This is a genomic window from Ignavibacteriales bacterium, from assembly GCA_026390815.1.
Lineage (GTDB): Bacteria > Bacteroidota > Ignavibacteria > Ignavibacteriales > SURF-24 > JAPLFH01.
Map to the genome: position 1 here is coordinate 27069 of JAPLFH010000059.1, position 12729 is coordinate 39797.

Sequence of the window (12729 nt, forward strand, 5' to 3'; positions counted from 1 at the left end):
GCTACGCTAAAATGGCTGATAGAATAAATTAAAATCCGGAATCTTTTTTATTAATTTGTTTTCCAATAATTTGTTTGCAACAAATTCGTAATCTTTTTGAGAAAGCATTTCAAATTTTTCATAAACCTTTTTTGGAAAGATTAAGTCCTTCATCCTGTTCAACATCCAACGTTCGTGCGCACGGTTAACTGGCTGTTTAGCTGCTTTCATATATTTGGTAACAATGTTTAGTGCTTCCTCCGATTTTTCAAATGCTAACTTCCAACCTTCCAAAGTTGCAAGGATGAAATCTTTGCAAAGCTTCGGATCTTTTTTAAAAGTAGATTCTAAACAATAAATGCCTTCTTCAGGAAAATTCAATCCGTAATCCGCAAAAAAGAAAGTTGAAAGTTCATCTTCATTTAAGCCGGAATTAATAATTGTATGATATTCATTATACCACATTGCAGAAGTAACATTAACACCATCCATTAAAAAAAGATTTATAGAACTTCCCTGTGGAATTATTTTTACATCAAGGTTAAATTTTTTGAAAAATGCCATCGGTTGGATTTGAAAATCGCCACCCCAGATTCCAATTTTTTTTCCATTCATATCTTGCGGAGTTTTAATTCCGCTAGATTTTTTTGCAATTAGCATTAAAGCAGATTTATTGACTAACTGAGAAATGTTGATAACCTTAATTCCTTTATCGCGTAACTGGATTGCGTTAGTAAGCCAGAGAGAAGCAAAGTCGACCTTACCTTTTTCTATTTCTACCGATGAAGGATTATTTGGACCACCCGTTAATATTTTCAAATCGATGCCGTATTTTTTATAAATACCTTTTTCGTAAGCCATAAAATACCCGGCAAATTGTGCTTGTGGTATCCAGTGTGGAATGAAAGAGATTTTCTTCAAATCAGATTGTGTAAATGCAACAGCAGAAGTAAACATAATTAGAACAAGTATCGATATTAATACCCTCATAATTTCCTTAAAGATTGTCAAGAAATTCATCTGCTACTTAAACAAAATAAATTAGGATGTCAAGATAATTTAGAAAAAGAAATCGGGCATTTAGAGTTGGGAAACTGGTATTCAATAGTAATTCCAACGTATAATTTTAACAATTGCTTAGCGTAATTACAGATGTAGAAAATTGTAACTGAATTTTGAAATATTAATTTGTAATTATCCATTTACTTTCAGGTATGCAATTAATCCAGGAACTAAGATCTTTGGTGATTAAAACAAAAGAGCCATTAGTGATTTAATGGCTCAATTTGAGGTTAAGGGGTCTATGGTTTATTGAGGGTTTCAATTTTCCATTAGAGAGAAGATTTTTGTAAGAACAAATTTTACGTTAATTTCGGCTATAATTATTTGATGTAAATTCTATTTATAAACTATAAATATTATGCCATTATAATTTAATCTGATTTTCCAATATAATTCTAACTACAATCCAAAATTACTGGATTGTTGTGGTAGAAGTTACCTGAAATAATTTCAATTTTACTATAATATTCTTCCAACAATTTCTTCCAGAATATTTGGTTTTATTAATGCAGCAAAATATTTTTTAAAGAAGTTTTCTTCAATCTTATGTTTTTTAATTTAAAGATGATCAAACCGGTTAAAATGTATTTATTAAAAAAAATCATTGTTTTTATTTTTTGCATGTTTGCCTGTGGGTGTTCAAATCTTTTTCAATCTACAAAGCCAATCGAGGTAATAGATTCTAATAAAGACGCTGAATTAAAAATTATTATTAAAAACACCGGAATATTCATAGAAATATTTAGCAAAAGTGGTTTAGGATATTCTACCTTTAGAAAAAATGATTCGCTTAATACTTGCAATTTAGTGTTTCAATTTCATCTAAAAGGATTAGAGGAATTAAAGTTTATTTATAACAATAAATGCTCCACTGTTTACGTTTCAAGTATTGATAAATATATCGTTCACCAACAAATTACTGATTTTGAATTTCCAGATAAAGCAATCGAAATAACTGATAATGAGCCGAATTGGTTTCCAATAAACTTTATTGAAGATGGATTGATCGAGGTTAAAGTTCCTACAGATTTTTTAAGGAATATTTATAATCAGTTCGAAATCAGGTGGATTGATTTTTATCGATGATTGAAATTAATAATAAAATCTGTGTTTCTTAATTCTATTTGCTTTACAAACAGATAATTTTATAATAGCTTTGTAATAAGACAAACAAATTTAATTTTTTATGAAACAATTTTTAAAATTCACACTTGCCTCTATGCTGGGGGTATTTTTAAGCTTCATCTTTGTTTTTGTTATCTTCGTAATTTTTATGACAGTTTTAATTGCAGGATTACAAACTACAAAGGTAGAAGAAATTCCTCAGAATTCAGTTCTTGAAATTAAATTGAACTATTTTATTCCAGAAAGAAGTTTTCAATCTCCGCTGGCAGTTTCATCATTCCCATTTATTTCACTTAGAAAGCAAATTGGTTTAAATGAAATTATAGATAACATTCGCAAAGCCAAAACTGATTTTAAGGTGAAAGGAATTTATATAAATCTAAACAACTTTACTGGTGGTGGTATAGCAGTAATTGAGCCTATTAGAAGAGAACTATTAGATTTTAAAAAGTCGAAGAAATTTATAATTGCATTTGGAGATAATATTTCCCAGCGGGCTTATTATTTAGCTTCTGCTGCTGATAAGATTTATATGACACCGGAAGGCAGCCTGGATTTTAGAGGATTAAGTGTGGAAATGATGTTCTTTAAAAACACGCTTGATAAATTAGAAATTGAACCACAAATATTTCAGGCTGGTGAATATAAAAGCGCCACGGAGTCATTTAAGTCTGATAAAATGAGTGAGCCGAACAGACGGCAGATTACTGAGCTTTTAAATTCAATCAACGAACATTTTTTAAAGGAATTAGAAACAACGAGAAAAATTCCCTATGATTCTTTGAAATTAATCTCTTCCAATTTCCTGGTACGCACACCGGAAGATGCCAGGAAATACAAGTTGATTGATGAATTGATTTACAAAGACCAGGTGTTTGATGAAATGAAGAAAAAAGCTCGTACCGACAGAAATAAAAAACTTAGTACAGTTTCAATTGAAGATTATACCAATGTTAATGTCGATGGTGGAACTTCAAACTATAACAGGATTGCTGTAATATATGCTGTTGGAGAAATTGCAAATGTTTCCGGAAATGAAAGCATTATTGGTACTGAAAATATTACAGATGCAATTAAAAAAGCCAGAGATGACGAACGAGTAAAAGCTATTGTCATGCGGGTAGCTTCTCCCGGTGGAGATGCATTAACTTCTGATATTATTTGGCGCGAAGTTGCTTTGGCAAAAAAGAAAAAACCATTTATTGTTTCGATGAGTGGAGTTGCTGCATCCGGAGGTTATTACATTTCTTGTGCTGCTGATTCAATTGTTGCAGAGCCCAATACAATTACAGGCTCAATTGGTGTGTTTGGAATAATTCCAAATATGAAAAACTTTTTTAAGAATAAATTGGGAATTTCATTCGACCGCGTGAACACGGGTAAATTTTCGGACTATTTTAATGTTAACCGCCCATTGACTGTTGAGGAGAAAAAAATTGTTCAGTCAGAAGTTGATAGAATCTATAAATCTTTTGTTTCTAAAGTTTCTGTAGGAAGAAGAAAATCTTTTGAAGAAATTCAAAAGATTGCACAAGGACGTGTTTGGACTGGTTTGCAAGCTAAAGAAAATGGATTGGTTGATGAAATTGGAGGTTTAAAAGATGCAATTCGTATTGCAGCTGCAAAAGCCAGGGTTAAGCAATACTCGATTGTGGAATATCCAACTCTTAGAAGTATAATGAAAACTTTATTAGAAGATTTTTCAGCAGATGCTGAATTATCATTTTTAAAATTGAAACTGGGAGATAATTTTAGAGCGTTCGACCAATTAAAGCAGGTTGGAAATTTGAAAGGTGTTCAGGCAAGATTACCAGTTGAGCTTGATATTAATTAATAGCAACGCACAAATTAAAAGAGTTAAAGGATTTTTTTTATTTTACCCTGAGATATTTTTATTGGCTCAATTCAGAAATAAAAATTTGATTTCTGCTATAGCCAAATTTAATAACTCATAACATTTTTATTAAAACAATTTCATTATCCATTCACCAATAAAATAGCCGGCTGCGGCAACACCAAATCCAACTACGAACATATCAAAACCGCTGCGGAAAATACTGCGCCCGGTAAAAAAACTTCTTGCAGCGCCTACACCAAAATGGGTAATCATTGCAAGCAGAAAGGAAGTCCAGATTGCTTTCGTTCCAGTAAGAAAAAGAAAAGGCAAAACAGGAATGAAAGCTCCAACGGCGGTTGCTGTTCCTGTTATCCATCCTTCCTTAAGTGGGCTTCCGCCAGCTTCCACAATTCCCAGTTCGTCTCTTACAGATTCATCCAATGCTTGTTCTGGATTTTTAATTATTTCATTTGCTAAAGCCTTAGCTTCTATTTTGCTCATTCCTTTTGCTTCATAAATAATTGCCATTTCTTCAGCTTCAAGTTCCGGCATTAAGCGGATTTCTTCCTTTTCCATATTCCGTTCATAATCAAAAACTTCTTTCTGGCTTACAGCAGCAAGATAACCGGACGAACCCATTGAAAGTGAATCAGCTACAATTCCAGCTATTCCTGAAATTAAAATAATATGGGGTGCCGAAGCAGCACCGATCATTCCGGCAATTAATCCAAAGTTAGCGGTTAATCCATCATTAAAACCATAAACAATATTGCGCAATAATCCGCCGGATTCCGAACTATGCCATGGTTCTCCTTTTATTCCGAATGTGTTCATCAAGGTACCGGCATGATTTGCAGAATCTTTTGCCAGTTTTAATGCAATGTTCTTTGTTGAACTGACATTGGATGAGCGATATAATCCCATATAGGATTTAACCTCATTCGCTTCTTCCCGAAGTTGAAGCTTAGATAGCATAACGGTTCCGAATTTTCTGGAATACCAGGCAAGAAACCGGGCTTTTATCGATGGCTTTAATTCAGCCAGTTTAAAATCATATAATTTCATTTGCTCTAACCAAATTGCAATATGTTTATCTTCTATAATCGCAAGCTGATTATAAATATCCTTCTCTTTTTCATCTTTAATAAGAGCAACTAAAGTGCGATAAAGAAATGCAGCATCAACTTCATCCTGAAGATGCTTGATCCAAATGGCAGCAGTTTTTTTATTTACCGTCATCATAATCCTTTCAATTATAATTTTGCAGTAAGGTTCATTTAAATTAAATTTGTGTTGTTCAAAAATATCAAAACAATTTTACAACATACAGTAAACTAATTATGAAATACGAACGGGAATATTTTATCCATTATTACGATTGTGATACTAATCTGAATCTTAATATAACAAGTTTGTTAAAATACTTTGAAGATATTGCCATCCTTCAAAGTGAAGATGCCGGAATAGGTTTGAAATACTATGAAAAGAACAATGTTGCCTGGATGCTTTATAAGTGGGACGTAATTATAAATCGTTACCCTAAATATAAAGAAAGAATAAAAATAATAACTGAACCAGTTTCATTTTTCCGGTTTTATGCTTATAGATCGTTTGAAGTTAAAAATTTGGCAGGCGAAACGCTGGCTACCGCAAATACACTTTGGTTTTTTATTGATACAAATTCAAGAAAACCAACAAAAATTATCGAAGAAATGTTCAGTGGTTATGGAATTAGTACTGAAGAAAAAAGAGAGTTACCAATTGATGAGATAAAACCGTTTGGTAAGATTGATTATGAGAAGGAATTTTTTGTGCGGCAGAGTGACATTGATACAAATGACCATGTAAATAATATTAGTTATCTTGCCTGGGCTCTGGAGGTTGTACCTGATTTTCTATTTAAGGATTCCATTTTAAAACGGTTAAAAATCTATTATAAAAAAGAAACTCACTACGGCAGTAAAATAAAGTCATTAGTTGGAATAAATAACGAATTAAGCAAAAAAATATGTTCCCATAAGATTTCTGATGGAGGAGATGATATTTGTCTATTAGAGACTCAGTGGGAAGTCAAATAATTCAAGACTAAAATATAATTTGTTTATATATTTTATTATTGTATATTTCATACGGACAAAAAGTCCAAATATTTTTTAATTTTTTTTAGAGGTACTTTCGTGAGCACTAAACTTTTTGTGGGAAGTCTCCCATGGTCAATCGACGACAAAACATTACAAACCACTTTCGAGGCTTATGGAACAGTTGTTTCAGCCAAAATTGTTATGGATCGCCAAACCGGCAGATCAAGAGGATTTGGTTTTGTTGAAATGGAAGATTCTTCCGATGCCAAAAAGGCAATGGCTGCATTGAACAATTCCGAACTTAACGGTCGTAATATTCTTGTCAATGAAGCAAAATCAAAAATATAAGCGGTAATACAATTTATTCGTATTGAAAAGCGCTCTTTCGGGCGCTTTTTTTTATTTAAACTCGTTTGCTACATTTAGAAAAGGTTGAAGAGTTTTTAGTGTAAGATTTGATACGAGGAGGAAAAGTTTGTTTTGGTTGATCATTTTTATAAAATAAAACTTACCTTCGATAATCCTTTCACATTGCACTTCTGGTTCTTTTAGTTTACACCCAACTTGTTCTTGAAAGCTAACAAGTTCATTTGAAGTTTGGAAATTAATCTCTGCTAATTGAATGTAACCATCTGGAAGTTCAATCGGCAAAATGTACAGAGAATAATTTTTTACACTATCAAACTTTTCCAGCCAATCCGGAAACCCGTTTTGCAAACCCAATATTCCATTAATAAATTTCAAATCTTTTTTATAGCTTACAAATAATTTATTCTTAAAAAAGGACGGAATAGTAAAGTCATCCAGTTTAATCTTTCCGAGAATTATTTTGATAAGATTATAGCTTATTGCTTGCGTCTCAGTTGTTCCTTTTTCATTTAGAATTTGGAGATAAAAATTAGATTTTATTGCCAGGATTTGGAATAATGAAACACAATTAAATTTTGATAATGAATCATTGTTTTCACATTTGAATCGGGAGATAGAAAAAATTCCAAATGCTGCTTCCGGATTCTTCATCTCATAAATATTAATTATGAAATGAGTCCCTTCCAGATCAATTTCCTGAACCAGCAGCTTTTGAAAACCGTATTCCAGGTAAACATCTGCACCACCATCAATGTAACCGTAGAGAGAAGATCCGTCATAAAATTCCGATTTAATTATCTTTGCACCCGGGATTTCTCCATCCGTAATCTGTGGAAAAGTTACTTCTGCATTAACATTAGTTATTAGCAGTAGAAGCAATAATAAAAACATTTTTATTCGTTTGTTTATCAAAATCATTTTTAGTTGATTTAAATTTTTCACACTTACTTATTTGATTTCGATCTTTTCTAATTTGATCTTTTCAATATCTGCCACGCCAAGCTGCAAGTTTTGGGCAAGCTCTAAAAAAAATCTTCCTTTCGGAGAGTCTTCTTTCTGAATTTTTTCTTCAAGTCTTTTCTTTAAAATAATGTCGTAACCAATTCTGTCTACTGCAACAGGATCACTTCCAATTAAAATAGTTTTGAAGTTGGTTATAAATTGTGGATTAGCACCCGGACCGCCCTGGAAGCAGCCTTTAATTCCATCTACAATATTTAAAACAACTTTATCCCGCAGCGGTGGAAAAGCGCAAACTTCGGCGCAGGTTTCTGCCCAAAGTTCTTTATGTAATCTGCCGGTGTTGGAAATACTTCCGTAGGCAAGATTTTTTAGGCAAAGTGTAATTGAGCTTCCGGCATTTTTAAGGATAGGAATGTTAATAATCTTATCTACCATCTGGGTGGCAATTTTGGTAAAGTAAGAATACTTTCCTTCGTTAATCATGTACGGAAGAGTTTCAGCATCATATTTTTCTTCGCAGTCGGCAAAGTAATACCAATTCCTATCGATCATTTCTTCACCATAGAGTTTTCCATCTGCATTATAAAAGGAACCATTTTTATCTTTTCTTTCCGTTCCAATAATTTTTATGCCTGGAAAATTTTCGTCAGTAAATCCAACTTCATTCAACTCAAATTCTCTTCTATCCCAAATGATCAGATTTTCTTTTGGTATATCTGCTGCTTCTAATTGCTTGATAATAGCTTTAACAACTTCTGGACTTGTGGAGAGCAATGTTCCAGCAACGGGATTTACTTTCAAACCAATTTTATCTTTTGGTGAAACAAACATGCGCCACGCTTCGTTAATATCATCTTTTCCGGTAAGTGAAAGCATTCCGCGTTTTATCATTTCATCAATTTCGGATTGATCAAATTTATTTTCTACAATGCTTTTTTCATTTAGAATCTGTACCACTTTACCAGGAAATTTTCCGGGCATTGATTCTGAGGTTCGTGGATACTTTAAAGCATCTTTGATGTTAGTTGAAGGTTTTTCCGGTAATAATTTTTTTGCCAGAATATTGTTTTTTAGTAATGGTGATAGGGCAGCACCTGCACTGGTTAACCCAAATATTTTAAAAAATTTGCGGCGATCCATTTTATTCATTTGTTCCTCAATTAAAATATGAATGAAAGCACCGCCCGCAAATTAACAATTTGTAGTTTTAAAATCCGAAATTATTTTTTCTTGTTTTGTTCAACACCTTCAGAAGATTCTAAGCCTTTCAAAATCCCTTCCACTAAATTTTTTCCCCAATTAGGTGAAATTGAAGTTTCAGGGACAAACTTATTATACTTTTCAAATGATTCTTTTAATATTGGAAGAGCTTTTTGTTTACCTCCACCAAAAGCTTCTGGAGTATTAAGAATAGTTTGCCCAATTAGAAATATGGGACGAGGGTTTTCCGGATTTAATTTTTTAGCTTTCTGGTAAAGTGAATTAGAAAGCGTACCATATTTCTGCCAGCGTTCCATTGGCGCAACAACCATTCGTGCTTGTGCAGAAAATCCTTTTAAAGTTAATATCTCCGAATCATCAGGTTTAAGAGAATCAGCATTATTAATTAATAAATCAGCTTTATCTAAATAAATATCTTTTTTTGCAACCACTGTATCAATAAAACTGGAAATCAAAAGACAGTAAGCCGAATAATAATACGGCAGCCATTTACTTTTTTCAGCATTTGCAATTCTTTCAAATGTATTTGAAAGCTGCTGGAAGTCCGAAGCAGATTTAGCCGAATCCATCATCACCATGTTTTTTTTGATTGCCGCTGTATATTTATCATCCTGGGCGTTTAAGTTGATGATAAGAATTAATATGCAAAAAAGATTTAGAATTGTTTTCATTTTTTCTCCTATTATTTATTATTTCTGCCAATTAAAATCCACTTACATTTTCTCCAAGGGAGATGAACATACCGAAGAAAACAGATCTTAAAACTGGTGCACCTACCACTTCTTTTACCTTTCCATCCGTAGAAAAACGGTAAGTGTAAACATTATTAAATCCCAAAATATTTTCTACTGATACAAAAAACACTGTGAAATTACCAAAAATATTTTTGAAAAAATTATAATTGATGCTAAGATTATTATATTCCTTTGTTTTGTCCTCAAGAAATATTGGGTTATTGGGATTAAAATATGGTCTGCCTGTTGCAAAGGAATAAGTAAAGCTGAGCATACTATTAAGATTGGGTAAGAATTGTTTGAACACCGCAGAAAAAGTATGCGGAGTTGCAAAAGTTGGTTCTGCTAAAGTTGGATAATCTTTATACTCTCGTTTCGTGTCAAGGTATGAATAAGAAATCCAGCCATCTCCATTTTTTAAAATACCGTTTGCTCTAAAGAAAATATCAATTCCTTTTGCATATCCTTTGCCTAAATTGGATAAAATAATTGCTGGGTTATCGCTCTTCTTTACAAGATATTTATATTGTTTGTAGTATCCTTCAATCCGGAAAGTTATCTTGTCTCCCAGGTATTGATAGTTAAAAATGTAGTGGTCTGCTCGTTCATAATTCAAATTTCTTGTTTCAAAAAGAAATTCTTTTTCCGGAGTTTGATAAAAAATTCCATATGCAAAGTTTAGTTGATCAAACTGCCCAAGTCGGTAAGCAATTGAAGCGCGGGGAGCGAAATTAAATTTTTTAATAATCCCTGAATTTTCCATTCTGGCACCTACACGTGCTGCCAAATCATTACTTAGAAAAATATCTGTTTCTGCAAAAGCGGCAGCATAAACATCGTCCAGTTTTCTATCATATTCATTAAATCCTTCACTATTAATTAAATTTTGAACTTCACCACCGAAAGTAATGAAAGAACCATCAACAATCTTTCTTGAGAGAGTTAACTTAGCTTGAAGCATTTTATCATCTATTTTAATTTTATCAAGGTTCAAGTCAATCATATCATGTTTCCGGCTATAGGAAGCACCGGCAAATAAAGCCCATTCCTTGGCTAACACATCAGAAAAACTTGTTTGAAGGAAATAATTATTATTTGTTAAACCGTATTTGTCTCTTAATTCAAGATGATCTAAGTTTTTTAAATACAATCTTGAATAAGATTCCTCATAAGAAGTGTAAACCTTAAAAATTCCTGTTGTAGAAGTTTTATGACGGAAGATAACCTGTCCCTCACCGGAAGAAGGAGCTTTATCCCAATCCAATCGTTGTTTTTGAAGTTTAAAAATTGGTGACAAATTATAATAACCGCCTTCAAATGCAAGCGAAGTATTTTCCCATCGTTGAACATGAGATCCTCCCAATCCAACAACCATTAGGTTTATCGAACTTCTGGTATCAGGTGCAAGATCAGTGCTTTTAAGAATCAAAGCGGAAGAAAGAGCCTGTCCATATTGCGCTGAATAACCACCGGTACTAAACATTGTTCCCTTAAAAAGGAATGGAGAAAATCTTCCTCGTGATGCAACATCTGGAACTGTACTATAAAACGGTGATTGCACAATCATCTCATCAATTATGGTTTTAGTTTCAGAAGCGGAACCGCCTCTTACAAACAATCCTTCGGTTTCCCCAATGTGTTGGGCGCCAGGTAGAGTATTTAGAGCGGTATAAATATCGGCAGTTGTTCCGGTTGTAACAATATCCAGAGGTTTAAGAATAACAGCTTTGTTTTCATCGCTTGCTTCAAAAGAACCAGCGGAAATTACAACAGCTTTAAGTGAAGACGTTTCTTCTTCCATAATAAAGTCTTCTCTTATCTCTTCTTTTTTAATATTAATGTTTCTTTCTTGAGCTTTGTAACCAACATAGCTTACAATTAAAATCTTATCTCCGGTTTCTAAAGTTATGAACGAATATTTCCCTTCCGGATTAGTCGAAGCGCCATCGTAAGTGTTTTTCAGATATACATTAGCTGAGCGAAGAGGATCTCCTTTTTTATCTTTAACATTCCCACTTATTTTTATTTGCGAGTATGCAGTTGAAGAAATGATTAATAAAAGAAGTAATAATCGATTCATAGGTTTCACTAATTAGCACTCCAAAAATTTTTATAATACCAGGTTAATTAGTTCGATACTGATTTCTTTATTACGATTTAATACTAAGTTAAGATATAAAAAAGCAATCCCGCAGAATTGGTAAATGGGATTGTCAAACATTTTTAATTTTTAAATTTATCGGTTATTAAGATTGAACTCATTTTCAATATCTTTCCCGAAGTGATCTTTGTACATTTTTTTATACTTATCGAAAAGTTTGTCTTCAACTTTTTTCCCATCAACTTTCATTTCATTTTTGGAAATATTTATATCAACATCTTCACTTGTATTTTTAATTAAGCCATCGTTCACCATTTCGCTTTTTAAATCTTTTATAAAAGCATTTAGCTTTTTCATTTCTTTGTTCAATTCTTTCATATTAAAGTCTAAGTTCTCCATGCTTTTTTCCAACCCGCTCATATCAATCTCTGGTATATCAATATCCATTTCAGGTATTTCAATATTTATTTCTGGAATATCAGGCATATCAGGAATATGAATATCAATATCAGGTACATGGACATTAAAATTACCCGAAGCCCACTTTTGATGCTTTAGTTCTTCGCTCATCTTTTTCATATTCTCGCGGAATTCTTCTGTGTCCATATCAATTTTAGGAGGATGAATTTTCAGATCTTTTAATTTATTCTTTAATTCTTTCATTTGATTTTTAAATTCTTCCTTATCAAAATAAACATCAATTTTCTGCTGCTTAAGATTACCCATCTCTTCCCTCAATTTTTCCATTTCAAGTTGAAATTCTTCATTATCAAAATCGTAAATGTTTCTTTGATTTTTAAGATTTTCCTGTAACTCTTCCATTTGCTTTTCAAACTCTTCTTTATCAAAGGGAAAATTATTCAAGTGGATGCTGAATTCCTTCTTGGCAGGTTGCAATTCTTCAATTTTATTATAAACCAAATCTTCGTAGTCTTCAATTTCATCATTTGGAATTCGCTTTCCATTTTGATAAAGTGTAACCAACTCATCATCTTTAAAAACAGCTTTCCAGCGTGATAATTTTCCATTTTCGTAATTATCAAAAGTAAAAGTGGATTTCCCTTCTTCTGATTTATAAGAATGTTGATATTCTCCATCATATTTGCTGTGGTATAATGAACTACATCCAAAAACGGAAAGTGAAAAGATCATTATAAAAGAAAATAAAATTATTTTCCTTTTCTGATTCATATAAATGATTTTCATAATTGCCTCGTGTAAAATACTTCAAATGAATGTTCTTTTTTTGTTAAGACG

11 protein-coding genes are annotated in these 12729 nt (G+C 32.4%); 4 read left to right on the plus strand and 7 right to left on the minus strand.

What is annotated here, in order from left to right:
* Window positions 1-6 precede the first annotated feature (6 nt).
* The gene (locus tag NTX22_18330) at window positions 7-969 is read right to left on the minus strand and encodes an ABC transporter substrate-binding protein (GenBank protein ID MCX6152489.1); all 963 of its coding nucleotides are present in this window, start codon (window positions 967-969) and stop codon (window positions 7-9) included.
* A 654-nt stretch (window positions 970-1623) separates the two neighbouring features.
* Here NTX22_18330 and NTX22_18335 point away from each other — a divergent pair.
* The gene (locus NTX22_18335; GenBank protein ID MCX6152490.1) at window positions 1624-2127 is read left to right on the plus strand and encodes a hypothetical protein; all 504 of its coding nucleotides are present in this window, start codon (window positions 1624-1626) and stop codon (window positions 2125-2127) included.
* A 133-nt stretch (window positions 2128-2260) separates the two neighbouring features.
* A complete protein-coding gene (gene sppA, locus NTX22_18340; protein ID MCX6152491.1) occupies window positions 2261-4000 on the plus strand; it encodes a signal peptide peptidase SppA in 1740 nt (579 codons plus the stop codon).
* Window positions 4001-4129: 129 nt separating this feature from the next.
* Here sppA and NTX22_18345 read toward each other — a convergent pair whose 3' ends face one another.
* Window positions 4130-5245: a VIT1/CCC1 transporter family protein gene (locus NTX22_18345; protein ID MCX6152492.1), complete on the minus strand. Its 1116-nt coding sequence runs from the start codon at window positions 5243-5245 to the stop codon at window positions 4130-4132.
* A gap of 98 nt (window positions 5246-5343) precedes the next feature.
* Between NTX22_18345 and NTX22_18350 the strand changes: the two genes are divergently transcribed.
* Together NTX22_18350 and NTX22_18355 are read left to right on the plus strand one after the other, a co-directional pair.
* Window positions 5344-6081: a thioesterase gene (locus NTX22_18350; protein MCX6152493.1), complete on the plus strand. Its 738-nt coding sequence runs from the start codon at window positions 5344-5346 to the stop codon at window positions 6079-6081.
* Window positions 6082-6180: 99 nt separating this feature from the next.
* On the plus strand, window positions 6181-6432 hold the full coding sequence (locus tag NTX22_18355) for an RNA-binding protein (GenBank protein MCX6152494.1): 252 nt from the start codon (window positions 6181-6183) through the stop codon (window positions 6430-6432).
* 51 nt (window positions 6433-6483) lie between these two features.
* Here the strand turns inward: NTX22_18355 and NTX22_18360 are convergent, their stop codons facing one another.
* From NTX22_18360 to NTX22_18380, 5 genes are all read right to left on the minus strand, one after another.
* Window positions 6484-7344: a hypothetical protein gene (locus NTX22_18360; protein MCX6152495.1), complete on the minus strand. Its 861-nt coding sequence runs from the start codon at window positions 7342-7344 to the stop codon at window positions 6484-6486.
* Between the two features lie 57 nt (window positions 7345-7401).
* Window positions 7402-8565 carry a DUF362 domain-containing protein gene (locus tag NTX22_18365; GenBank protein MCX6152496.1) on the minus strand — a complete coding sequence of 388 codons (1164 nt, stop codon included), beginning with the start codon at window positions 8563-8565 and terminating at the stop codon, window positions 7402-7404.
* Window positions 8566-8636: 71 nt separating this feature from the next.
* Window positions 8637-9308 carry a hypothetical protein gene (locus NTX22_18370; protein ID MCX6152497.1) on the minus strand — a complete coding sequence of 224 codons (672 nt, stop codon included), beginning with the start codon at window positions 9306-9308 and terminating at the stop codon, window positions 8637-8639.
* Between the two features lie 31 nt (window positions 9309-9339).
* On the minus strand, window positions 9340-11451 hold the full coding sequence (locus tag NTX22_18375) for a TonB-dependent receptor (GenBank protein ID MCX6152498.1): 2112 nt from the start codon (window positions 11449-11451) through the stop codon (window positions 9340-9342).
* Window positions 11452-11607: 156 nt separating this feature from the next.
* Entirely contained in the window at window positions 11608-12678 is a 1071-nt protein-coding gene (locus tag NTX22_18380) for a hypothetical protein (GenBank protein MCX6152499.1), read from the minus strand.
* Window positions 12679-12729: the final 51 nt, after the last annotated feature.

Excerpts from the sequence above, each read along its gene's own strand:
- NTX22_18375 (MCX6152498.1), bottom strand. The coding sequence starts at position 11,451 with ATGAATCGATTATTACTTCTTTTATTAATCATTTCTTCAACTGCATAC.
- NTX22_18370 (MCX6152497.1), bottom strand. The coding sequence starts at position 9,308 with ATGAAAACAATTCTAAATCTTTTTTGCATATTAATTCTTATCATCAAC.
- NTX22_18345 (MCX6152492.1), bottom strand. The coding sequence starts at position 5,245 with ATGATGACGGTAAATAAAAAAACTGCTGCCATTTGGATCAAGCATCTT.
- NTX22_18380 (MCX6152499.1), bottom strand. The coding sequence starts at position 12,678 with ATGAAAATCATTTATATGAATCAGAAAAGGAAAATAATTTTATTTTCT.
- NTX22_18330 (MCX6152489.1), bottom strand. The coding sequence starts at position 969 with ATGAGGGTATTAATATCGATACTTGTTCTAATTATGTTTACTTCTGCT.
- sppA (MCX6152491.1), top strand. The coding sequence starts at position 2,261 with ATGCTGGGGGTATTTTTAAGCTTCATCTTTGTTTTTGTTATCTTCGTA.
- NTX22_18360 (MCX6152495.1), bottom strand. The coding sequence starts at position 7,344 with ATGTTTTTATTATTGCTTCTACTGCTAATAACTAATGTTAATGCAGAA.
- NTX22_18350 (MCX6152493.1), top strand. The coding sequence starts at position 5,344 with ATGAAATACGAACGGGAATATTTTATCCATTATTACGATTGTGATACT.
- NTX22_18365 (MCX6152496.1), bottom strand. The coding sequence starts at position 8,565 with ATGAATAAAATGGATCGCCGCAAATTTTTTAAAATATTTGGGTTAACC.
- NTX22_18335 (MCX6152490.1), top strand. The coding sequence starts at position 1,624 with ATGTATTTATTAAAAAAAATCATTGTTTTTATTTTTTGCATGTTTGCC.